Source organism: Kiloniella litopenaei (genome assembly GCF_000982415.1).
GTDB lineage: Bacteria > Pseudomonadota > Alphaproteobacteria > Kiloniellales > Kiloniellaceae > Kiloniella > Kiloniella litopenaei.
Genome location: NZ_LANI01000002.1, coordinates 304344 through 328566 on the forward strand (window position 1 = coordinate 304344; position 24223 = coordinate 328566).

Here is a 24223-nt window from a genome sequence, read left to right on the forward strand (position 1 = left end):
AGTCACTTCCAATAGTTCGGCTTTGACAACCGAAGTTGTTCTGCCGCGCGTAACAAGGTATCCGCCGCGCCAAAGCCACCAGCTTTCATCGCAATGACGATATCTTTTCCGCACCCGAGCCGGGCAACCCCGATTGGAAACCCCTGTTCAAACTCACCAACAAGAGAAAACTCATCAATATCCAGTTTCTGCAAGAGCGCGTCCATCGTATCACCACCCGTTGCAATTACCGCCCCGTACTCACCACTTTTGACAAGTTCGACTGCACGTGATGTCAACTCACAGAGAATGGTATCAGCATTTTCAGCTCTTTCTTCCGGCATTGCCAGGCAAGTAATAAAGTCCTTATCTTTCAATAGTTGCGTCTGTTCTCGACTGACCGCATTTGCACTCCCCACAACAACAAGTGCGTTTTTGGCATATGGTATTTCTGGTCTGTCAATCTTATCGCCAAACAATGCCGTCGCCAGCGCAATCGCCATTCCAGGTGAGCCAACCCACAAGATTTCTTCCGGGTGAGGAAAAGCGGCAACCTTTTCATTCAATTCGCTTTGGGTGTTTGCATCCAGAATATGTACTGTTTTAACTTCCCCAGTTTCAATCTCTTCGGGGATCAACTCAGAAATTCGGGATGTTCGTGCCGGATGAACCGGATCGTTGGCATAGGAAGTCTCGGATACTGGCACCCCGTCAACCAGTTGAATACCCTTTTCTGTTGTTCTGCCTGCTGCGGGGAAAGCTGGTGCGATGACAATTCGTGTACGCCCGGAAGCCTCATAGACCGCTTTCAGTTCTGCTTTGATGTTTCCGCGCAGGGTTGAATCAACTGTTTTCAGCAAAATCACCCCATCGGATAGATGCTTGATCACCTCTCCAACGACTTGGGCAGCACCTGATTCATTCAGGGATCGACTGCCGCAATCAACTGCCAGAACCTCTACAGATGTTTTGGCTGTAACATTCCTCTTTTGTCTGTGGACAGCAACATTAAGCCCCCGACCTAAAAAGGGAGCAGCACCATCCGCCGCACTGGTAAGATCATCTGCAAGAACAAGAATGGTTGGGTCTGTTAGATTTGCATTTTTCATATCGTGATAATATCAAACATATAAAGAAATAATATCTATATAAAATAACCAATATTCGTGATATATAATCACGAATGAAACGATCTGAAATTCCATCTCTTGATGATATTCGCGCCTTCGAAGCCGTGGCTCGCCTGGGATCTGTCAAGGCAGCTTCAGAAGAACTTTCCCTCACCCATGGTGCTGTCAGCAGACGCATAACCAAGTTATCCCGGGACATTGGCATCAAACTGTCAGAACCCGATGGTCGTGGCATTGCGATCACCAGAGACGGAGAAATTCTGAGCAAAGCCGCGCGCAATGCCTTGGATGAACTATCCAAAGCCGTGGCAACAATTAAACAGGATACAAACAACAACCCCATTGTACTGTCTTGCGAACGGTCAGTTGCCATGCGCTGGCTGATACCAAGATTAAGTCACTTTCAGGACCGACACCCAGATGTCGAGCTTCACCTATCTGTCGGGGGCGGCACGCTTGACTTTAAACGTGACAGGATCACACTTGCTATTCGACGGCTGGATTTTCCAATAGATCCCCATTGGGAAGTTGACGTTCTTATGCAAGAAAAAATAGGCCCGGTTATGAAACCCGAAATGCGGGTTCATTTTGATAATCATAACTACATCGGTCTGGCATCAAGAACCCGTCCAGATGCATGGGAGACATGGTCAAGGCAGGAAAAGCACGCACCACCGCCAAGAGAAATCAGATCCCTGGATCATCATTTTCTGATGGCCGAAGCAGCCGCGAATGGCTTGGGTGTAGCACTTTGCCCCTATGTCCTCGCGATTGATGATATTGAAAAAGGGCGCATCGTTGCCCCAATGGGCTTCAAAGAGGATGGCAGCGAGTACGGGCTAATTTACCCACGCGATCTTGTATTAACAAAACACATTCATCTTGTAAAAAACTGGCTCACTGAAATCGCGGCAGCTATTTAACATGTAAAACGTCCAATAATTAACTCCCACAACGAATAAGGATAACATTCAAATCATTTTCTGCCAGACCATTTGCTGTTAGACCATGGCTGGCAAACAGAGAATACAAATACCTTTTGGTTCAGGTGCAATTCCCTAGCCCAGTTTCATATGGCGATTTACGTCTTTATAGAGCAGGTAACGGAAGGGACCGGGGCCGCCGGCGTAGCAGGCTTGCGGGCAAAAGGCCCGCAGCCACATGTAATCGCCGGCCTCGACCTCGACCCAATCCTGATTGAGACGATAGACCGCCTTGCCCTCCAGCACATAAAGCCCATGTTCCATGACGTGGGTTTCTGCAAATGGGATCACACCGCCGGGCTGAAAGGTAACGATATTGACGTGCATGTCGTGGCGTAGATCGTCCGGTTCGACAAAGCGGGTGGTCGCCCATTTGCCATCGGTATCGGGCATGGCAGTGGGGACAATATCTTTTTCATTGGTGACAAAGGCGTCGGGCTTGTCTAGCCCATCAACGGCTTCATAGGCCTTGCGCACCCAGTGGAACTTTACCTGGGTATTCGTATTGTTGACGAGGCTCCAGTTACAGCCCGCAGGCAAGTACGCATAACCGCCCTCGGTCAGGTCGTGAGTCGTTCCTTCAATGGTCAGGCTCAGGCCGCCCTCGACCACAAAAATCACCCCTTGCGCCTGGGCATTCGGCTCGGGCTTGGTACTACCGCCGCCGGGCTGGACCTCCATAATGTATTGGCAAAAGGTCTCGGCAAAACCAGACAGCGGCCGCGAAAGCACCCAGAGCCGCGTCTTGTCCCAATGGGGCAGGAAACTGGTGACGATATCGCTCATGGTCCCCTTGGGGATCACGGCATAGGCCTCTGTAAACATGGCGCGGTCAGTTAAAATCTGGGTCTGCGGGGCCAGCCCGCCCTGGGGGGAATAGTAAGAAGAGTGCGACATGTCTTAGACCTCGAAAAAGGGGTAGTGAAAAGGAAAATGGATTAAATAAATATTGTTGTGAGGTAATATCACTATTCTAGGCTCTGTTGCAAAAATTTCAGCAGTCCATATGCATTCTTGCAAGGTCCTTTTAAGCAGCTAACCTATCTGTGCCGTCACGATAGAACCGAAAAACTTCGCTCAAAGCATTCTGCCCTATACTGAAGGAACTCTCAATAAGACGTACTTCTCCGATGATACCAAGCTGAACTCATAAGACTTTGGCTTGACCTTACTTTACTGACATTATGGCTTCGTTACGTATCAATCAACCACTTGGACTAGACGTCACGCCATAGAGGCGTAAATAGCGGTCGTAAATTTTTTCGTACTCACCATTATCTTTTATCTTTTGCAGAGCCTTGTTAAATTTTGCGCAGAGTTCTGTATCCCAAAAGCCCATGTGTGTATAAACAACGGGCAGAATGTCATGTATTTTAAACAGACTTGCCGGAACGTTATTTCCGGACAGGTTCTTTAAGCTATTCAAAAAAATGAACATATCCCCAACACTCACATCAACACGCCCATCCCACAAGGCTTGCGCCTGAACCCCCGGGTCTGAAGCCACAGAAAACACGCTATCTTCTACCGTTTCTGAAAACTCTGGACCAAAAAAATCTTTTGCCCCCTGAAAGGAAATTATGTTCAACCCTCTCAGGTCTTGAACCTTCTCAAGAGTAAGATTTTTCTCTGCAAGTGAAATAGCAACATCACGAAACCTGAAAGCGGGATCAGACCGACAGGCTTCGACCTCGACACTGTCAAATAAGTTAGAAACTGCATCAACTTTTCTACGATTAAAATCCTGCCACAAGCGATTATTTGGGCGCCCAAAAATAAAAACCGGATCATGATCTGGAATTTCCTTAAAAGCAGCTGTAATAATCTCGGTAAAAATACCCCCATGTTCTTCGGCGATATAATAAGGTTCAAAATTCCCCATACCAATTGTAACGTCTTTACTCGACGCTTGGGTTGAAAAGAAAACCAAACCAACAAGAAATAAAAGCAACTGCTTAATGCGTAGAACTGGCAAAAATGACGCCAAACTTCCTCTCCCCACAGAGAACCCCAGACATCAGCCTTATAAATCACAATATAAACAAAAGATGATGATTTTTATCATAGCCTTTTTTTTTACTTTTCACCAGCCAAACAGTCGCTTTAGTGAACGTTTACTATGGCGAAGATACAGATTGTCGCTTTTTCCCAGACAGCTCTAGATAATGAATAAAACGATGGGTAAGCCCTTCGCGTGGTGCATTCGGGGGCCATATTGCATAAACGGGTAAGCTCTCTACCTTCCATTTCGGGAAAAGCTCTATCATTTTGCCTTGCTTGATATCTTCTGCCACCAGAAAATCAGGGGGTGTAATCACCCCCAAACCTGCGCGCGCCATTTGCACAACCGCATGAATGTTATCCAAGACAATCTGGGGCTCATAGGCCAAGCAAATCGACTCTCCAGATTTATTTGTCAGTCGTTTATCATTAGGCCTCATTTTAAGACCAATAAAATCCCAGCTGGACAGATCCTGAATTTTTAATGGTTTGGGACGAGATTCCATATAAATGGGGGACACAACAAGTTTGCGCTCCAAATCAGCAAGCTTCTTGGACTTTAATGTACTGTCCTGAACTGTTCCAACACGAATGGCAACATCGATCCCATCGCGGATTATATCCTGTTGATGATCACTAAAGTTAACCGACAATTTAACATTTGGATGGTCTTGGGCAAATTTAGCCAAATCATCAACCATTGGCCCCTGAATAAATCCCGCAGGTAATGTTATCGTCAGTTTACCACTAGGCACGGTCGCTTTGGTCGCAATCGCATCAAAACCATTTTCGGCCAAGGCCAGCATTTGCTTTGCAAAGCCGAACAGCTTTTCCCCATCACTGGTAAGGGACAATCGCCGTGTTGATCGATACAACAGGGCAACACCAAGTTTGTTTTCCAGTTGGGATACATGATGACTAACAACCGATGGCGACAGCCCCAATTCACGAGATGCAGCCCGAAAAGATCCGGTTTCGACCGTCTTGGCAAAAACAGTCATCGCTCTTAATTCGTCAATCATTGAATAACTTTTTCAAACAATCAATACCAATTAGATCATATTATCACAGCAACAAGATAAAGCTATAGTTGTCCGAATTTACCAATTCCTATTTGCCGACAGGACATAATGAAAATGGATAACAGATTAGAAAAAGGCACCTTTGCCAGCAACGGTTTGATCGTCGAAAAGACGACAACAGAAAAAGTTTCGCCTCATTCACCTGTTGAAAAATCCAGTAACCTTCCGACGACACACAAATGCGTTATTATCGTGGACCATACAATGGCCATCGGCTTCATAGCCAATACGGCCTCTGTCCTTTCACTATCAATCGGAAAACAACACCCGGAAATAATCGGCAAAGACATTAACGATAGCGACGGGCACAATCATCACGGCATCACAATCCTGCCAGTTCCTGTTTTGAAGGGCACCGCCCCCTTATTGCATCACTTACGTGAACAGGTAAGGCCGTACGAACATCAGGTCACGGTTGTCGATTTAATCGATACGACCAGAACGACCCAGACTTATATGGAATATTCAAAACAAATGTTAAGCACACCGACAGAACAGCTTATTTTCTGTGGAATGGCACTTTACGGCCCGAAAAAACTGGTCAACAAGTTTACGGGGAACCTTGGGCTTCTTCGGTAAATCCCCTGATTTGTTATCCGCCCAGCTAGATCCAGCGACGCACCTTAGCCTTATAGTCCATGTAATTCTGACCAAAGGTATCTGCCATCACGCGTTCCTCATAGGCGATATACCAACGATCTGCGATAACAATGAACAGAATACAAATAAAGAAAGGCGATAAAGCACCCAAATAAATCGCAACGCCAATGATTGCAATCGCAAAACCCAAATACATGGGATTACGGCTAAACTTGAAAAGCCCCGATGTGACAAACTGATCAGGTTTGTTAAAGGTTTTCAAGTTGGTTTTAGCCCGCATAAACTGGATGCCAGCAACTAACGTGATGCCCAAACCACCAATCAAATCCAGTATTCCGATCAGTGTCCACGGATACTGTAAAAAACGAATAATCGGATAATCTGTGCTCAACAAAACCATCATAACGACACAGATCAAAAACAAAAAAGGCGGTAATAATCTCTGCATGTTTTCTAACCTTTAATCCGTTTTTTATTCTGGTCTTTATTCAGGTAATTTGGAAAGCTTGCAATCAAGACATTGTACTTAAAGTATTCTCACTGGATGTGGCGTAGTCTCGTAATTTTCTCTGACCATGAACGCACAGAACAACCAACAGAGTACCGGAAGCCCCGATAACCATTCCCAACAAAAATTGAGACGGAAAATAGTTCCCCACAAGAACCACTCCCCAGGCATTTGCTATAACAAGACAGCAAAGGCAGCCACAGAACAGGTAATTCCTGAACCATATCATGCAACTAAGTGTAAGTGTGGATAGAAAGATCGGATAAGGCCCCATCCACTGCCCAAGAGAAGCGCCTCGCATCCAGGAATATCCCATATGGATATCGACAGGAGATACCAAAGGATATGCCCACGCAAGCGTATGATTCAGCCCAGTTGCCACACCAATGGTTGCTAGAACAGGTAATATTCCCCCTGCGGTATCATCGTTTTTACCCAGGATAAAGATTAACAGCCCGCAAACGGCAATAAGCTGTGGCCACCACGACAAAAACCGTCCCCAGTCAATCAACCACAAGGCTGTGTCCGATGTCGCATTGATCATCTCAAAGACACTTAAGTTCAATTCCTGCATTCACACACCAGATTTTTAAATACCAAATGAAAACTGCCACAACAGCACTTCAAACTTTGCGTTGCATCAATTTTCATGAAATATATCTTTCAAAGAACCTGTGATACCCACACAAAACTCTCATTATGTAATGATATAAAGCGTGTTCCTTACAGAAACCTGACAGTTTATCTATATTCGATATTAATTATGAGGAATATTTCCTGCTGACATTTCTTCTGTTGAACTCTGTCTATTCCGCGATAAGCTGCCGTATCCACAGGTTTCAAAACAGCGATTGATTTATGCCAACTCTTTCTCTTTTTAATATTGCCGCCATCACCATCACACTCGCCGCCAGCTTCGGATACATTAACCACCGCTGGCTTCGCATGCCCATTTCTATCGGGCTGGTTATCATTGCCCTGATTGCTTCATTCATTGTGATGCTGGTTGATGTTATCTTGCCGGACTTGGGCATTCAAAACGCTGTAAGACTTTCCCTTGCACAAATCGATTTTCATGAAACCTTGATGAAAGGCATGTTGTCTTTCCTCCTTTTCGCCGGGGCACTTCACGTTGACATCGAAGATCTATTACATCGCAAATATGCCATTACACTTATGGCAACTTTCGGTGTACTGATATCCACTTTCCTGATCGGCTTCGCCATGTTTTATCTGACAGGGTTGATCGGGCTTGACATTCCGCTGATCTATTGTCTGATTTTTGGTAGCCTTATCGCACCGACCGATCCTGTTGCGGTTCTAGGAATTCTCAAAACAGTAAAGGTGCCCCGTTCGCTTAAAGCCAAGATTGCCGGGGAGAGCCTGTTCAACGATGGTGTCGGCGTTGTCGTCTTTACCATTCTGGTCGCCATTGCAACCCAATCCCCGTCAGATGACGCGATCGGGACATATGAAATCACTCGCCTCTTTTTGTTGGAAGCTGGCGGAGGCGCCGTTTTGGGGCTAGCCACCGGGTATATTGCCTATCTGGCCCTGAAAAGTATTGATGAATATACGATAGAGGTTCTCATTACACTCGCACTGGTCATGATGAGCTATAGCCTGGCCTACGCCTTGCATTTTTCCGGCCCGATAGCCGTTGTCATTGCCGGGCTTTTGATCGGGAACAGAGGCATGCGCTTCGCCATGTCAGAGAGTACGCGGGATCACGTCAATAAATTCTGGACCCTGCTGGATGAAATAATGAATGCGGCCCTATTCCTGATCATCGGCTTTGAAATTCTCGCGATTACGGAAACAGCAACAAACCTGGCTGCGACCCTGCTCATGATCCCCGTTGTTCTTATCGCCCGTTTTATTGCTGTGGGCCTGCCGATCAGCCTGCTGAGCCTAAAGGCCAAATATACACCGGGCGCTGTTGCAGTGCTCACTTGGGGCGGCCTTCGCGGCGGTATATCTGTCGCACTGGTACTCTCTCTTCCCAATATTCCAGAAAAAGAAAGCTTGCTTGCCATTACCTATGGCGTCGTTATTTTCTCGATTATTGTTCAGGGTCTAACGGTCAAAAAGGTCGTCGAACACTTCGTGAAGTAAGCGATTATATGCAAAACAAAAAGGCAGCGGGAAAATTCCTGCTGCCTTAATGCATATGTCAAAAAAAGCCAATCAGCTTTACACAATTGACCCTACATAGATCCGGTCATACCCATTTCCCAAAAACCCGCTTCCAGTCTGGTTGCCGTCGCAAAGGTGTTGCACAGATCTTTCCAACGCCCTGAATTCTGATAGTCTTCACCCAGTCGGGACATAGCCACCCGCTCCAGCTGGCCATAAGCACCCGCCGCAGCCTGTTGATAATCGCTAGAGGCATACATTTCAATCCATGGACGATAAGGATTGTTTTCCATATCTGCCATATGTTCATCCGCCAAACGCGATCCGATTTCTGCATAACCCATGACACAAGGGGCCAAAGCAACCAATAAATCCAGAACATCACCGGAAAGTCCGCGTTCCATCACATAGCGTGTATAGGCCAGATTGGCAGATGCCTCTCTCTCCGCTTCAAGAACATCCTTTGCAATTCCCCACTCGGCACAATAGCTGATGTGCAACTGCATCTCGTCATTCAAAAGCGCGTTCATCGTCGCCGCTGCCTGACGCATATCGTCCAGATTATCGCTTTTGAAAACGGCCAATGCATAGGCACGGCCAAAGTTTATCAAAAAAAGATAATCCTGAATGAGGTAATGCTTAAAAGCCTCTTTTGGTAAAGTCCCTTCGCCCATCCCCTGAACAAAGGGATGATAGACATATGATGTCCAGTCGTCAGGGCACTGTGCTTTTAAATCTTCATAGAAAGACATGGTTCGATAATTTCGATTATAATGGTTTAAGACAATCTGCTTTTGATAAGAAAAAAGCGGTTTGAGAAACAAACCGCTGTATTGATAAAGAACCTAAAGTGAGTCTGGAAGCTTTACTTTAAGGCCATCCAGTTCTTCAGAGATAATCAACTGACACCCCAAGCGGGACGTTTCAGTCAGATTAAAAGCCAGATCAAGCATATCTTCTTCGTCTTCGGACACTTCTTCCAGCTTGCCATACCAACTGGGGTCTATGACCACATGGCAGGTCGCGCAGGCCAGAGAGCCTTCGCAAGCACCTTCGATATCAATATCATTACGTTGAGCAATCTCGAGGACGGAAAGCCCCAGTGGTGCATCCACTTCTTTTTCTGTTCCGTCGTTTTCGACAAAAGTCATCTTTGGCATCTGCCAATTCTCCTAACTTAACCTCTATCTGCCATCGCTTTTATATGGCAACCAAGGCAGCAACCTGAATATTGCAGCCTATATACGCTGTCAAAGACCATTTTGGGAAGTTATTTTCGCCACCTGCTTGCGGAATAACGACGCCTACATTCCTTTACAGACATTTCCGGACCTGAATTCAGCTGCTAGACACTCGCCTTGCAGGTGCTTTCTTTGTGGTTTTAAAATTTCTCAGGGTAATTTAAAATCTTTTGTTGTGCATTTGAAATACAAAAACTACCCTGATACGGTAATTAAAAGTAACTATCACTCAAAACCAATCCAAACGTTTAATTCCACAATATAAAAAATCAACACTGCCAATAATACTATTCGGCAACCCGATATTATTAATGGCATCAATACGTGATCCATTTGAGGAGGAAATCGACAATGAAATTTATGGCCAAAAGAATGGCTGCAGGAATAGTAACTGCAACCGCTTTGACCCTGAGCGCTGTCTCTGCACAGGCACAGGAAATTAACTTCTTTACCATCGGAACTGGTGGTACAGCCTATACCTATTATCCAGTTGGTGGTGTCATTGCCAATGCCATTTCCAAACCACCGGGGTCCCGTCCCTGTGAAGAAGGCGGTAGCTGTGGTGTTGATGGCTTGATCGCCTCTGCCGTATCATCACGCGGTTCAGTTGATAACATCAATGCGGTTCTTTCCGGTCTGCGTAATTCTGGTTTTGCCCAGTCTGATGTTGCCTATTGGGCCTATACAGGCACGGGTACAATGGACGGCAAAGAGCCAGCAACAAAATTGCGTTCCATCGCGGCTTTGTTTGAAGAGCATATCCATCTGGTTGCCCTTGATAAAAGCGGTATCAACTCTGTTGCCGATCTAAAAGGCAAGCGCGTTTCGCTGGATGAGCCAGGCTCAGGAACCTATGTGGATGCTGGTCTTATTCTAGAAGCCAACGGTCTGACACTTGATGATGTTACCGCCGAAGCCCTAAAAGGAAACGCCGCCGCAGAAGCCTTGAGAAACGGCAAGATTGATGCCTTCTTTGTAGTGGCTGGCTACCCAACTGGTTCCCTTGTTGAATTGGCATCTGCCGATGACATCAAGCTTGTCCCAATCGACGGTAAAGGTGCCCAGGCACTGGCCGAGAAATACGGCTTCTTTTCACAAAGCGTAATCCCGGCGGGAGCCTACGAAGGTGTCGAGGAAACCGCAACAGTTGCCGTTGGGGCCCAATGGTATACATCCGCCGATCAGGACGAAGAACTGATTTATCAAATCACCAAAGCTCTTTGGAACGATAAATCACGTAAACTGTTGGACGTTGGTCATGCCAAGGGTAAAACAATCACCCTTGAAACAGCGCTTTCAGGCATTGGTGTGCCTGTGCATCCAGGCGCAGAGCGTTATTACAAGGAAGTTGGCCTTATCAAATAATCCAACTTCTTTTCCGGCGTTTTCCAAATAGGAAACGTTTAAAACAAACCAAGATCCCGAAGTTATCGTCAATGATTTCGGGATCTTGGTTAAATAAAAACGGGAACCAACCCCGATAATCAGGGAAACCAAAGTATGAGTGGCGAAAATTTAACAGCCGAACAACTGGCCGAAATAGAAGAAAAATACGATCCCGAAATGGCTTTTCGACCAACTGGCCGCATGATCACTCTGTTGGTGACCCTGTTACTGGTTTCCATGTCTCTTTACCATTTTTATGCCTCTGGGTTTGCCCTTATCCGCGAGGTTTTACACCGGGGTATCCATCTTTCTTTTGTCTTGAGTCTGGTGTTTTTACTTTTTGGGTTTCGAAAAAAGGCCTCTAAAACCCCACAAACAGGTTTCTTTTATTTTAATGGCATTTCATTTCTTGATTTAATTTTTGCTATACTGGCAGTGGTCACCGCCCTTTACCTGCCACTTCTACCACCTGAACAGCTTGCGACCAGGGTCGGGAACCCCTCGCAAAATGATATTTTAATGGGAACGGCTCTGTTGGTGCTCACCCTAGAGGCCGCAAGGCGATCTGTTGGGCCAACGCTTCCCATTATTGGATTGATATTCATTCTTTTTGCCCTTTTCGGTCCGTTAGCCCCTGGCGCACTGAAACATGGCGGCACCAGCTGGGCCGGGCTGGTTAATCATCTCTATCTGACCAATCAGGGAATTTATGGCATCGCCATTGGCGTCATGGCCCAGTATGTCTTTCTTTTCATTCTCTTTGGTGTTCTTGCAACACGTATCGGGTTGGGACAGCTGTTTATCGATCTTGCCATGGTCATCGCCGGGCGCTATTCCGGTGGACCAGCAAAGGTTGCCATTTTTTCATCTGCCTTCATGGGGACCATTTCCGGGTCTTCCATCGCCAACACAGTAACCACAGGTGCCCTGACCATTCCGGCGATGAAGCGGGTTGGCTATCCGCCACACTTTGCCGGGGCCGTAGAAGCAACCGCATCAACAGGTGGGCAAATCACGCCACCGATACTTGGTGCAGCAGCTTTTATCATGGTCGAGTATCTGGAAATACCTCTCAGGGATATTCTGGCCGCTGCTTTATTCCCCGCCCTGTTACATTACTTCGGCATATTTATCATGGTTCACCTAGAGGCCAGAAAACTTGGCCTCAAGGGATTATCAAAAGATGAATTACCCAAAGCCGTTCTGGTTCTGAAACAACACTGGCTGTCGATCATACCGCTGGCAATCCTTGTTTATTTAATACTGAGTGGAAAAACACCTGACTTCGCGGCTGTTTATGGAATTATTGCCTGTGTCGTTGTCGGCTTTCTTAATCCGGTTAATCGACTAACCTTCAAAGACCTGTGGAACGCGCTTTCCCTTGGCGCAAAAAATACGCTGGCGGTTGGGGCTGCGGCGGCCTGTGTCGGTATTATTGTTGGTGTTGTCACCCTGACAGGCGTTGGCTTTCGCTTAGGTTATGTTGTTATACAAACGGCTACGGACCTTGGTAATCTTGTTGGCAACATTTGGCCCCTTTCTTACTTTGCCATTGAACAGTGGGCACTGTTTTTCACACTGATATTGATTGCGATATCCTGTATTATTATGGGCGCAGGTATCCCCACCACAGCAACCTATATCATTTTAGTGGCCGTCGCGGCCCCTGCCCTTGCGCAGCTACAGATACAGCCACTGGTTTCCCACTTTTTTGTCTTTTATTACGGCGTTCTAGCAGACATAACACCGCCCGTAGCACTTGCCGCCTATGCAGCGGCTGGAATAGCCGGGTCCAATCCCTTTCAAACCGGGAACACGGCCTTTAAACTGGGCATCGCCAAAGCTCTGGTGCCATTTATCTTTGTCTATTCCCCGGCCCTGTTACTGGTTACAGATGGCTTTACCTGGACGGCGTTTACAATCACGCTTGCGGGGGCAATGATCGGTATCAGTTTGATCGGCATGTCTTTTGCCGGGTATTTTCTTGCCCCTCTCAGCAGTCGACAACGCTGGTGGGTCGGCTTGGTATCCCTGTTATTTATTGCACCGGGGTTAGAAACCATGGGCATTGGCATCCTGCTGTTTGCCCCTGTTCTTCTGATGCAGCTAAAACAACGTCAAAACCACGTACCAGAACCCAGGTAGCGGTTGGGATAAATCAAGAACAGGCTATGAAAGAGATTACGAACAGGATTTGATGCAATAAATGTAAAAGATAACGACCGAATTTTAGGTGCTAGACGATCGCATCTTTTTGACTGTCGCCACCAAAATATCAACAGCTTCGTCAATCTCTTCTTCCGTCGTAAAACGGCCAAAACCTATCCGTAACGAAGCCAAGGCCTGATCATCGTCATGGCCCAGCGCCTTTAAAACATATGACGGGTCCAGATCCGCAGATGTGCATGCCGATCCCATAGACATTGCCAGTTTTGGCGCCGCCTTCATAATATCTGCCCCGGATAGTCCCTCAAAGGTAATATTCAGATTACCCGGAATACGTTGGTCTTCATCGCCATTAAAGCACAGGCCATCTACCTTGGCTTCAAGGGCCTTTCTAAATCGCGTACTCAACGAAGACAGACGGTCATACTCTGTAAACAAAGCCTCGTTAGCGTATTGAGCGGCAGCCCCCAACCCAACACAAAGCGGTGTTGCCAATGTTCCGGACCTAAACCCACGTTCCTGCCCACCGCCATCCATCAAAGGCTCTAAACGAACCCGGGGACGTCTACGCACATAAAGCGCCCCAATTCCTTTCGGACCATAAATTTTATGGCCGGATATACTCATCAGATCAATCTGCATCCGGTTCACATCCAATGGAATTTTACCAATGGCCTGTGCGGCGTCGCTATGGAATTTGGCCCCGACCTCTTTACAGATTTCCCCTATTTGAGTGAGGTTCTGAATAACACCGATCTCGTTATTAACCGCCATCAAGGAAACCAGCGCCGTCTTTTCAGAGACGATATCTTGCAGTTGGTCCAGATCAATCAAACCACCAGCATTAACAGGCAAGCGTACAACCTCAAAACCTTCACGTTCCAGACGGGCGACAGATTCCAGAACACATTTATGCTCGGTAACAGCCGTTATAACCTGATTGCGAGGTGTTCCTTTGGGATTATCCCGGATAAAACGCGCTGTACCTTTAATCGCCAGATTGTTTGATTCTGTAGCACCTGATGTGAAGACAATTTCCCGTGGATCAGCCCCAATAGCGTCTGCAATCTGCTCTCTGGCTTTATCAACCACCTCTTCCGCTTCCCAGCCATAGGCGTGATCGACAGAGTGCGGATTGCCAAAGCTTTCGGTAAAATAAGGCATCATATCCTTCACAACCCGGGGATCCGTCGGGGTTGTGGCCTGATAGTCAAGATAGATCGGCTTTTCGGACCGGTTGGCTTTTAACTGTGGCATTGGCTTTTGATTATTCATTCTAGCTATTGATCAGAGCATCGGCATTTTGTTTCTATCAACGGATAGTTCTCTTAATCCGGGCGCTCTCCCTTGCGTTTGAACAGCGCTATCCAAGCGTCAGCAAATTGATCCAGATCGGTATCCGTGCTGGCCCACCCCGTAGAAATGCGGATGGCTTCCCCAGCCGTTTTTTCATCTGCCCCCATTGCCTTTAGCACATGGGATGTTTGCACCTTGCCCGAAGAACAGGCCGAACCGGATGATACGGCATAGCCTTCCAGATCCAAGACCATGAGTTGGGTATCAGATGGCACCCCCGGCATGGTTATGGTCGTGGTATTTGGCACCCGTTCCACCTCTGCCCCGAACACCCGCGCCCCCGGTGCAGCCGCCAGCATCTTCTGTTCCATTGCATCCCGAAGATATGACTTTTCTTGAATTTCAGCCAACCCTTCGCGCGATAATCTGGCCGCAACGCCAAAACCAGCGATCCCTGGCACATTTTCTGTGCCACCCCGGCGGCGGCGTTCCTGTCCCCCGCCAAGCTGCTGTGATTTTATTTCCAGCCCCTTGCCCAGAATAAGAGCGCCTGCACCTTGTGGACCACCCATTTTGTGCGAGGAAATTGTTGTAAAATCCATATTCAGTTCTTCACAGTTAATATCTGTCTTTCCCGCGGCCTGAACGGCATCACAGTGCACCAAAGCTCCCTTTGCATGAGCAAGGGACACAATTTCTTTTACGGGCTGTAAAACCCCCGTTTCATTGTTCGCCATCATCACAGAAACCAACGTGTTTTCAGGATCAACAGACAATAGATCTTCCAGTGCGTTTAGATCTATCCGACCATGCGTATCCACGGGTATTCTGATCGCGCCTTCATGAACCTGTAAAACGGAATCGTGTTCAATGGACGAGATTAAAACCCGGGATCGTTCTGCCCCACGCAAGGCCAGATTATTGGCTTCCGTTCCCCCAGATGTAAAAACGATCCGGGCCGGTTTTGTCCCCATCAGGGATGCAATCTCGGCCCGGGCATCTTCTACCAGCCGGCGTGCAGATCGACCATATGTGTGAATAGATGACGGATTCCCCGTTTGCTTCATCGCAGTCGTAACAGCTTCAATTGCTTCGGGGCGAACGGGGGCAGTCGCATTATAGTCCAGATAAATCGGGCTGTTCATATAGGAAATCACATTCTAAAACAGGTCAACGAGCTTAATAGCTAAATCGGGTTATACTATTTGGGATTTATACCACTAGCTTTTAAACAGCTTATTAACTTTACGATGGGCAGGTCCAGTAACTGGCCCCTATTATTGGGCTGCAACGCCATCATTGGGTTCGGGGGACATAAAGATATCGGATCCGGGGTCAACACGGCGTTCAATAACATCGGCGATCGATACACCATGAAGATAGCGATATATGTGATTGGAAAGGCCCTGCCACAAATCGTGCGTCACACATCTGCTTTTATCACTACGGCAACCATGCGGAGACATCGGATTACAAGCCGTTGCCCTTATAGGCTCTTCAACTGCTTTGAAAATTTCAGCAATATCAGTCTCGTTTGCTTCTTTGGCCATACGATAGCCACCACCGGGCCCGCGAATTGACATCACCAGTTTCTCGCGCCTGAGTTTTGCAAATAACTGCTCAAGATAAGAGAGCGAGATTTCCTGTCGATCCGCAATCTCTGCGAGGGACACAGGACGCTCATTGGCATAAAGAGCCAGATCAACCATCGCCATAACGGCATAACGACCTTTTGTGCTCAGTTTCACAACCTTCTCTCCTAACCTAATGGATAGTTTTCTTTCGAACTATCCAATCACCTTTGGTCAATAGCTTTTTTTGATAGCATATCATCAAGATACCGCCTGACGAAGCAGGCTATCATTATTTTACGTCTATCATTTTTTTTACGAGGGCGTTTTGTCCCCTACGTCGTCTTTCTTGTCATTCTCTGCCGTTTTTGTCAGTAGATTTTTTTGATAATCTTCCTGACCTTCCAGTGCATTCAACCGACTTCGCAATGACTGAACCTCGTTCAACAGACCTTCCAGCGTCTTTGCCACCGGATCAGGAACATCCCCGGTCGGGGTTCCATAGGCAACAAAGGGCTGATCTTCGATAACAGGCAGCGTCGGCGCAGAAAGGCGATCAGATTTGGTATTCACAACCTTGCCCGGAATACCAACCACTGTTGCACACTTTGGAATATCTTTGGTGACCACAGCATTGGCCCCGATACGCGCGCATCTGGAAACCGTAATAGGCCCCAACACCTGTGCACCGGACCCAACGATCACCCCACATTCCAGCGTCGGATGTCTTTTTGTTCCCCGCTGACTGTCAGAATCGACACTAGGGGCAACACCGCCCAAAGTCACGCCATGATAAAGCGTCACATTGTCGCCAATGATAGAGGTCTCTCCGATAACGACACCCATGCCGTGATCAATAAAAAAGCCCTTACCGATTGTCGCGCCGGGGTGAATCTCTATTCCCGTGATAACCCGCCCGATATGGGACAGACTGCGGGCCAGCAAGCGCCAGTTACTTCGCCAGAGCTTGTTCGATAAACGATGGAGCGTAACGGCCTGAAAACCGGGGTAACACAACACCACTTCCATACGTGATCGCGCGGCCGGATCACGGGACATCGTTGCATCAATTTCGGCCTTGATTCTGTCGAACATGGGTTCGTTTCCTTGTGAACCTTTTTACTTTATTGAAAAAGGTATTTGGCTCAGGGCAAGCACTGGCTTATATACAATGCATTGAAAACACATTGCACATTGTCTGCGATATAATTATCAAGATCGTCAGGGTCAAGTGTAACTATAGTGTTTGGACCGACCACCTTGGCTATGTCCGGGTCAGTCTAAACAGGTGCACGGCTGAAATAAAGCCTCGAAATTCGACGAAGGGGAACTGTGACTGCATGCCTGATATTATTTTGAACGGTCCGGAAGGACGTCTCGAAGGACGCTATTTTCACAATCCAACACCAAATGCGCCCATTGCCTTGATGCTTCACCCGCATCCACAGCACGGCGGCACAATGAACAACAAAATCGTTTACACGATGTTCAATTCATTCAAGGCACAGGGCTTTTCCGTTCTGCGCTTCAACTTCCGTGGCGTTGGCCGTTCACAGGGAACTTTCGACGAAGGTGAAGGCGAACTGTCTGATGCTGCATCCGCGCTTGACTGGCTACAGTCCGTTAATGCCAATGCAAGCCAGTGCTGGGTTTCCGGCTTCTCGTTCGGTGCCTGGATCAGCATGCAGCTTTTGATGCGCCGCCCGGAAATTGACGGCTTTATCTCTATCGCGCCCCCGGCAAACATGTTTGATTTCAGCTTCCTCGCCCCGTGTCCGTCATCCGGCCTGATTGTTCAGGGCGAGCGTGATGATGTTGTACCGGAATCTGCCACAGCCAAACTGGTTGACAAGCTAAACGCCCAAAAAGGTATCGCTATCGATTACCGCGTTGAGCCAACCGCCGGACACTATTTCGAAAACGAGATGGAAATCATCGACAGCCATATTCAGGATTACGTCAGCCAGCGCCTGGTCGCCCCGGTTGAAGAGTAAGAGCTTGAGAATAAAGGTTGCAGGATAAATCTGAGATATATTCCTCTAACCAAGTATAGAAAAGGCCGCTTAAGATTGATGTTCTTGAGCGGCCTTTCTTCTTATGCCGCGTGCAACACACCGCCAAGGCAGGGTTCTGGAACCTTGGTTGTGGTTGGCAGAGACAGCGGCAATTCCAACTGGCTGCGTTTGGCGAGGAAGGCAAAGGCTTGTGCTTCCAGCGCATCCCCGTCCCATCCAACGCGTTCTACCGGGTCAACTGCTACACCCAAAGCAGATCGCAAAGCCTCCATCAAAACCGGATTATGCCGCCCGCCACCTGTGACGACCCAGCGTTCTGGCCTTTTTGGCAGGAAGCCGACAATCTTTGCATTTACCGCAGCAGTGAAAGCCGTCAGGGTTGCGGCACCATCTTCCGGGTTAAGGTTCTGAACCGCATCCAGATTAAAATCATATCGATCCAGTGACTTTGGCGGGGCCTGATCAAAGAAAGGCTTGTCGAGCATGACGTCCAAAGCGGCTGTATTCACCGTTCCTTTGGCTGCAATCTTTCCACCTTCATCCATTGCTTGCCCGAAATGCTTTTCCACCCAGTCATCAATCAAACCGTTTCCCGGGCCAGTATCACAGGCCAGCACCGTTCCATCCGGGTCAAGATAGGTAATATTGGAAACCCCGCCAATATTGAGCACCACAAGCGGTTTTTCTAGGTCCTGTGCCAATGCCTGGTGATAAAGCGGCGCAAAGGGCGCACCTTCGCCCCCCGCAGCAACATCGGCTTTGCGAAAATCATTCACCACGGGGATACCGGACAGTTTGGCAAGCAGGTCGCCATTCCCAATCTGGACAGTGATACGCCGGGACGGATCGTGAAAGGTCGTTTGGCCGTGGAAGCCGATAAGCTCAACATCCTCAGAAGTTAGATTAGCTTTATTCAGTAACGCCGTTACAGCGTCATGGTGCCACCGGGTCATCTGTTCTTCGGCAACCCGCACGTCCTTACCCTCCCCCATAACACTTTGAAGCAAAGAACGCTGTTCCGGGCTGTAATTATAACTGAGTGTCATGCCCGTTTCTGTCACACGGTATCCATCACTTTTAATCAGGGCCGCATCAATCCCATCCATGGACGTGCCGCTCATCAATCCCAGAAGCCACTTGCCCACACTCATTTGCCCATATCCATTTATCTGCCCTTATCCTAGCTATCTGATGAGCTTTCCGCCCGATGAGAATAAACTCATTGTTCCGGCATCGTTTCGGAGCCGGATTTGTTTGGCCCATTGTTTATGGGAAATGATTGTGGTAAATCCCAGCGGCTACGGCAAGAGGCAGGTTGTCTCTTGCCCCTATTTTAATGACCTTTTTCGAAACAAGCGAGAGTTACAATGACTGCGCCACAAAAAACCGATTTCCGTTCAGAATTCCTTCGTGAACTGAGCGCACGCGGTTATATCCACCAATGTACGGATTTGGACGCCCTGGATGCAAAACTCGAAAAAGGTCCTGTGGCAGCCTATATCGGTTTTGACTGCACAGCAGATTCCCTGCACGTTGGCGGTCTAATACAAATCATGTTGTTGCGTTGGCTCCAGAAAACGGGCCACAAGCCTATTGTTCTAATGGGCGGCGGCACCAGTAAAGTTGGCGACCCCTCCTTCAAGGACGAGGCTCGCAAGCTGATTACCGAAGAAGAAATTCAGCGTAACATGGACGGTATCAAAAAGGTCTTTTCAAAATACCTGACCTTTGGTGATGGGCCAACTGACGCGGTTATGGTCAACAATGCCGACTGGCTCGACAATATTAACTACCTCGAATTCCTACGCGATTACGGCGTTCACTTTTCGGTCAACCGGATGCTGAGCTTTGATTCTGTCAAACTGCGTCTCGACCGTGAACAGTCCCTGTCGTTCCTGGAATTCAACTACATGATTCTGCAAGCTTATGATTTCATGGAGCTGAACAAGCGCCGGGACTGCCTGTTGCAAATGGGTGGCTCGGACCAATGGGGTAACATTGTTAACGGTGTGGATTTGACCCGCCGGATCAGCCAGAACGAAGTTTACGGTCTGACCTCTCCGCTCTTGACCACATCTTCCGGTGTGAAAATGGGTAAAACCGTTGGCGGTGCGGTATGGCTCAACGAAGAACGTCTTTCCGTTTATGACTTCTGGCAATACTGGCGTAATACTGAAGATGCCGATGTCGGTCGATTCCTGCGCCTGTTCACAGAGCTTTCCGAAGATGAGATTCAAAAACTGGAAGCCATGCAGGGCGCAGATATCAACGAAGCCAAAAAGATTCTGGCAACAGAAGTTACCCGACTATGCCACGGTATTGAAGCTGCTGAAGCTGCCGCTGAAACCGCACGCAAAGCCTTTGAAGAACGTAGCATGAGCGCCGACCTGCCAAGCCACGATATTGAAAAATCGCGCTTGGAAGAGGGCATTCCCGCATTCCTGCTCTTCAAGGAAATCAGTCTCGCGAACAGTAACAGCGAAGCCCGTAAACTGATCAAAGGCGGTGGTGGTCGTCTGAATGATACTCAGATCAAAGATGACAGTCTTTCAATCAGTCTGTCAGACCTGAATGATGAAGGATCAATCAAGATTTCAGCAGGCAAGAAAAGGCATATTCTGGTGAAGCCTGTTTAAACACAAAAAGTTTAAAACCACATCTATGTGAACAAAGTCAAAGGGCTGCCTCAACCGCAGCCCTTTTCCTATTTGCTGAATTTTAATATACCCAGTTTTCAATAGACTCAGTTATTAATTCACTCGGGTTTATATCTGCCAAAGCCAAAAACTATTTTGCTGGGTTCGTCTCATCCAAAGTTTCTTTTTTCTTCTCGGGCTTCTGTTCCGTCGTTGGTGTCGCGTTGCCAAAAATATTTCTCAAAAAGCCGGGGGCCAGCCCTGAAAGCGGATTGATAGCAACCTCTGGCTCATCCAAATCACCCTTTAAGCTGTACTTGAAAGCAACAATACCCTGACCATCGCCGCCAGTTAAAATATCCCCCAGGATCGGAATTCCCCCAAGAATACGGTTAATGGTATAGGCAGGGACGATTGTACCATCCATCGCCACCAGCTTTTTATTTGTATCAACTTCGCCCTTGGCCGTCAGGCCGATAGAAGACGAATAGAGTTTGATCAAATCACTGCGCAGCAATCCGTCTTGGAGTGTAAAGTCACCCTTGAGTTCGTTAAAGGCGATACCCTCGGTGGTCAAGGTTGTCACAGGCCCAGTCAAAGAAGCAAAGGCCAGCATTTTGGCAAGCGTTGGTGCTTTGACCAACCGTAAACCACGCGCCTCTATATTTCCCTTTAACAGGCTTTCACTATGATAGTCTTCAGCCAAACCAGTTATCTGTAGCGACCCACCCTGCACCGTGTCCTGTACATCAAGCGCCCGTAACATGGCCCCAAAGTCATTTGCCGTGATATTCAGGCCCTGACGTCCATCTTCCAGCGGCTGATAAGCCATAGAGAAAGTACGTTTAACATTTTCCGTCTCCGGGTTGGCTTTCGCGCCCTCTGCATACCAAAGTTCCTTTGGAATTTCGCCGGAAAACTGCATACGTTTCCAACCTTCAGGCTCTTTATCAAGCCACAGGGATGCATTGCGGAAAAATCGATCTTCGGCCATGTATATGGCATCCAGCTTTTCAGCAATCACACTAATGGGCGCGGTCTGTTTTTCTTCTTCGCGCACAGGATCGTCCCCGGTTTCAGTTGACGCATCGACTTGTTCAGTACCAACTACTTCCGGTTCTCCGACAGGTTTGCCTCGGTCTTCTACAGTATTTTCGTCGGAACTCTCGTCACCAATAAACCATTCGGCATCCAACACGCCGCCACCGATGACAATCGACGGTTTATCAGATGACAGATCGGCCTGTACGTCCGTCAGTAAAGATTTACCCAACTGAAACTGATCCAGATCTGCTTTGGCAATCTTGCCCTCTACCAGTGACAATTCGCCCTCAGCCGCAAAATCATTCGCCTCCAGATTAAAGCTGTCGATATGTTCCGCTTCGCCATCATTCAATGAAACAATGGCCTGTATCTGTCCGGGGTCCCCGGGTTGTTTATAGTAATTCAGATCTTCAATTTTCAGTAAAGCGTCCTGTAAATTCGCCGCGATCTGAACAACGCCGGTATCATCAACCTTGTTTTCCAAAGCCAATGCCAGAGACACAGGACCTTCCAGATAATCCGTTACGGGAATACCAAGCTTTGACAATCCGTCCGGTTCAATACGTGGAATATCTGCATTCAGATTTGTTCTGATCGTAACGTCGCTGCCAAACTGTTCCTTCCAATCCACCGTCAAGGGAATATCAGCCAGCAAAAGCGGCCCTGTCACGTGCATTCCTTCCCTAGTGACATTGAGTTGCAAGTCACCGTCCGTAGCGTCATGTCCGTTATAGATTTTGCCAATTTTTGCTTCTTTTATTTCAGCAGAAGCATCAATGGACATGTCTTTGAACTTAAGATCCTTGAGCAGTAAAAACGCAAAATCCACAGCAACGGCGGCATTACCGCTGGTCTCTTCCGGTTTGATCCCCAGCTCATCAATAAGTCGCAAATTTTCGCTATTGAGAATGGACAGGGCCGTGTTAACAGGTCCTTCAACAGCGGTTTGAATGGCAATATGCTCTTCTTCGATGTCCAACCCGGTTATTTCGATGGTCGACGGCAATACTGACATGTCTTCCAGCTTGCCACCTTCTGTAAACAGGGACAAACCATCAGCCCGTACCGTCGCGGAGCCCGCAACATCTTTTACAGGCGGTAAAGGACGCAGATAATGAACATCAAGACCACGATATTTCATGCTGCCGTCCAAAGACACCAACTTGGCCTGATCAAAAGCACCTGCAGGAATATCCAAAACGGCTTTGACCACCGCTTCTTCAGCAATCCCCGTTTTGATGTTTTCGGTTACCCATTCCCGTGCATCTGTCGCCATGGGTTCCGGCCAATACAAAGCCAGATCATCAACGGGGACTTCAACGGCCTTAACACCCGCAAGCACCTGCATATCACCGTCCAGCCCCGAAACAGAGCCAGCCACAGAAAGTTGTGGGCCCTTTTCCCCCTCGGGCCCAAAGTTAATGGCGGCATTGTCAACGGTAAGTTTTTGGTTACTGCGGCTATAGCTACCTTTCAGAAAAAGTCCCTGAACAGGAATTTGCGGTACTTTCAGGTCAGGAATTTCAATTGTTCCACTCCCGCCAGAAACTTCAAATCGGCTCCGCCCAAATTCCCCCAGTACATTAACAGACGTCGCAACAGAGGCCGCGAGAGGGATCTCAAAGGTTTCCAATCCCGCAAGGGCTGGATCCAGTTGCGCCAAAGTAGGGGGGGTGATCCCGGCAATTTGAAAGGCAAGATCAACAACCTGAAGCTCGCTATCATAGACAAAAGCGCCATTTAAAATCGCTTCTTCACTCGCGATATCAACGGTTAAATCAATATCCCCCTGCAAGCCAAGTTTGTCGCGACGAATACTGATATTCGCATAGGGAACGTCAAAGATCATTCCCAGCTTGCGATCATCAATCTGCATTTTTGCGCCAACAATCTGCAACTGATTAAAATAGGCCAGTGGGTGTCCGGCCTCACGTTCTGCCATTAAATTGTCCAGAATTTCCGGCAGCGCGTCACCAAAACTTTGTCCGGTTTCATCTTCGCCGTTATCCAGGGCGTCATCAATTTCGAAATGACCATCTTCTGCGCGAACAAGTTTTAGTTCCGGACCAATAATATCAACCCCTGTGGGGACTATGTTTCCGCGAACCAGCGCACCAGCGTCCAGATCTATCCCCATCAGGGGAATAGCAGCAATCACATCGTCAGCATTATCCAAAAGCCGGACGTTCGCGACCTGGATTGCAATGGCCCGCTCTTTTGGTAACCAAACCAAAACAGTTGTATCCACATCCAACTGTATTTCACGGTCAGGGTCGGCAAAGGCCTCTTCTACATAGGGAGTTAAAAAATCAAGTTGTACAGGGCCAGAAGAAAGACGCCACATAGCGATGCCGGCCAAAATAGCTGACAAAACTAGAAAAGCAGCAATAACTTCCAGAATAACGACTGATGTTTTACGAATCATACGTCAAAAGAGCTCCGCACACGC

Annotated in this window: 21 protein-coding genes; 7 read left to right on the forward strand and 14 right to left on the reverse strand. The window is 47.8% G+C overall.

Annotation, left to right across the window (positions count from 1 at the left end; translation table 11 throughout):
• Positions 1-2: 2 nt before the first annotated feature.
• Positions 3-1088 carry a four-carbon acid sugar kinase family protein gene (locus WH95_RS03055; protein WP_046502734.1) on the reverse strand — a complete coding sequence of 362 codons (1086 nt, stop codon included), beginning with the start codon at positions 1086-1088 and terminating at the stop codon, positions 3-5.
• A gap of 74 nt (positions 1089-1162) precedes the next feature.
• Between WH95_RS03055 and WH95_RS03060 the strand changes: the two genes are divergently transcribed.
• Entirely contained in the window at positions 1163-2032 is an 870-nt protein-coding gene (locus WH95_RS03060) for a LysR family transcriptional regulator (protein ID WP_046502735.1), read from the forward strand.
• A 135-nt stretch (positions 2033-2167) separates the two neighbouring features.
• Here WH95_RS03060 and WH95_RS03065 read toward each other — a convergent pair whose 3' ends face one another.
• From WH95_RS03065 to WH95_RS03075, 3 genes are all read right to left on the reverse strand, one after another.
• On the reverse strand, positions 2168-2989 hold the full coding sequence (locus WH95_RS03065; RefSeq protein ID WP_046502737.1) for a bifunctional allantoicase/(S)-ureidoglycine aminohydrolase: 822 nt from the start codon (positions 2987-2989) through the stop codon (positions 2168-2170).
• A gap of 307 nt (positions 2990-3296) precedes the next feature.
• Positions 3297-4079 carry a substrate-binding periplasmic protein gene (locus WH95_RS03070; RefSeq protein ID WP_218044430.1) on the reverse strand — a complete coding sequence of 261 codons (783 nt, stop codon included), beginning with the start codon at positions 4077-4079 and terminating at the stop codon, positions 3297-3299.
• A gap of 130 nt (positions 4080-4209) precedes the next feature.
• Positions 4210-5115, reverse strand: coding sequence for a LysR family transcriptional regulator (locus WH95_RS03075; RefSeq protein ID WP_046502739.1), 906 nt, complete (start codon positions 5113-5115; stop codon positions 4210-4212).
• A 114-nt stretch (positions 5116-5229) separates the two neighbouring features.
• Here WH95_RS03075 and WH95_RS03080 point away from each other — a divergent pair, with 114 nt between their 5' ends.
• Complete coding sequence (locus WH95_RS03080) at positions 5230-5754, forward strand: DUF2000 domain-containing protein (RefSeq protein ID WP_082113969.1); 525 nt, start codon at positions 5230-5232, stop codon at positions 5752-5754.
• Between the two features lie 25 nt (positions 5755-5779).
• Here WH95_RS03080 and WH95_RS03085 read toward each other — a convergent pair whose 3' ends face one another.
• Both WH95_RS03085 and WH95_RS03090 read right to left on the reverse strand, forming a co-directional pair.
• A complete protein-coding gene (locus tag WH95_RS03085) occupies positions 5780-6223 on the reverse strand; it encodes a methyltransferase family protein (protein WP_046502742.1) in 444 nt (147 codons plus the stop codon).
• A 64-nt stretch (positions 6224-6287) separates the two neighbouring features.
• Positions 6288-6857: a phosphatase PAP2 family protein gene (locus WH95_RS03090; protein ID WP_046502744.1), complete on the reverse strand. Its 570-nt coding sequence runs from the start codon at positions 6855-6857 to the stop codon at positions 6288-6290.
• A gap of 284 nt (positions 6858-7141) precedes the next feature.
• Here WH95_RS03090 and WH95_RS03095 point away from each other — a divergent pair, with 284 nt between their 5' ends.
• Positions 7142-8398 carry a cation:proton antiporter gene (locus WH95_RS03095; protein ID WP_046502746.1) on the forward strand — a complete coding sequence of 419 codons (1257 nt, stop codon included), beginning with the start codon at positions 7142-7144 and terminating at the stop codon, positions 8396-8398.
• 92 nt (positions 8399-8490) lie between these two features.
• On the opposite strand, the gene tenA is transcribed toward WH95_RS03095, so the two are convergent.
• Positions 8491-9171, reverse strand: a complete 681-nt coding sequence (gene tenA, locus WH95_RS03100; RefSeq protein ID WP_046502749.1) for a thiaminase II — start codon at positions 9169-9171, stop codon at positions 8491-8493.
• Positions 9172-9264: 93 nt separating this feature from the next.
• Positions 9265-9579: a ferredoxin family 2Fe-2S iron-sulfur cluster binding protein gene (locus tag WH95_RS03105; RefSeq protein WP_046502750.1), complete on the reverse strand. Its 315-nt coding sequence runs from the start codon at positions 9577-9579 to the stop codon at positions 9265-9267.
• Positions 9580-10011: 432 nt separating this feature from the next.
• On the opposite strand from WH95_RS03105, the gene WH95_RS03110 reads away from it, so the two are divergent.
• Together WH95_RS03110 and WH95_RS03115 are read left to right on the forward strand one after the other, a co-directional pair.
• Positions 10012-11025: a TAXI family TRAP transporter solute-binding subunit gene (locus tag WH95_RS03110; RefSeq protein ID WP_204247686.1), complete on the forward strand. Its 1014-nt coding sequence runs from the start codon at positions 10012-10014 to the stop codon at positions 11023-11025.
• A gap of 135 nt (positions 11026-11160) precedes the next feature.
• Entirely contained in the window at positions 11161-13191 is a 2031-nt protein-coding gene (locus WH95_RS03115) for a TRAP transporter permease (RefSeq protein WP_046502752.1), read from the forward strand.
• A gap of 84 nt (positions 13192-13275) precedes the next feature.
• Here WH95_RS03115 and WH95_RS03120 read toward each other — a convergent pair whose 3' ends face one another.
• The 4 genes from WH95_RS03120 to cysE all read right to left on the reverse strand — a co-directional run bounded on the left by WH95_RS03120 (position 13276) and on the right by cysE (position 17174).
• Positions 13276-14469, reverse strand: coding sequence for an aminotransferase class V-fold PLP-dependent enzyme (locus tag WH95_RS03120; RefSeq protein ID WP_046503332.1), 1194 nt, complete (start codon positions 14467-14469; stop codon positions 13276-13278).
• Between the two features lie 71 nt (positions 14470-14540).
• Positions 14541-15653 (reverse strand): cysteine desulfurase family protein, encoded by a 1113-nt coding sequence (locus tag WH95_RS03125; protein WP_046502756.1) that lies wholly within the window; start codon positions 15651-15653, stop codon positions 14541-14543.
• 132 nt (positions 15654-15785) lie between these two features.
• Positions 15786-16256 (reverse strand): Rrf2 family transcriptional regulator, encoded by a 471-nt coding sequence (locus WH95_RS03130; RefSeq protein ID WP_046502758.1) that lies wholly within the window; start codon positions 16254-16256, stop codon positions 15786-15788.
• Between the two features lie 138 nt (positions 16257-16394).
• The gene (cysE, locus tag WH95_RS03135) at positions 16395-17174 is read right to left on the reverse strand and encodes a serine O-acetyltransferase (RefSeq protein WP_046502760.1); all 780 of its coding nucleotides are present in this window, start codon (positions 17172-17174) and stop codon (positions 16395-16397) included.
• Between the two features lie 245 nt (positions 17175-17419).
• On the opposite strand from cysE, the gene WH95_RS03140 reads away from it, so the two are divergent.
• Entirely contained in the window at positions 17420-18073 is a 654-nt protein-coding gene (locus tag WH95_RS03140; protein WP_046502762.1) for an alpha/beta hydrolase, read from the forward strand.
• A 101-nt stretch (positions 18074-18174) separates the two neighbouring features.
• Here the strand turns inward: WH95_RS03140 and WH95_RS03145 are convergent, their stop codons facing one another.
• Positions 18175-19245 (reverse strand): anhydro-N-acetylmuramic acid kinase, encoded by a 1071-nt coding sequence (locus WH95_RS03145; RefSeq protein ID WP_046502764.1) that lies wholly within the window; start codon positions 19243-19245, stop codon positions 18175-18177.
• Between the two features lie 216 nt (positions 19246-19461).
• Between WH95_RS03145 and tyrS the strand changes: the two genes are divergently transcribed.
• Positions 19462-20730 carry a tyrosine--tRNA ligase gene (tyrS, locus tag WH95_RS03150; protein WP_046502767.1) on the forward strand — a complete coding sequence of 423 codons (1269 nt, stop codon included), beginning with the start codon at positions 19462-19464 and terminating at the stop codon, positions 20728-20730.
• A 151-nt stretch (positions 20731-20881) separates the two neighbouring features.
• Here the strand turns inward: tyrS and WH95_RS03155 are convergent, their stop codons facing one another.
• Positions 20882-24199: a YhdP family protein gene (locus WH95_RS03155; RefSeq protein WP_046502769.1), complete on the reverse strand. Its 3318-nt coding sequence runs from the start codon at positions 24197-24199 to the stop codon at positions 20882-20884.
• Between the last annotated feature and the right edge of the window lie 24 nt (positions 24200-24223).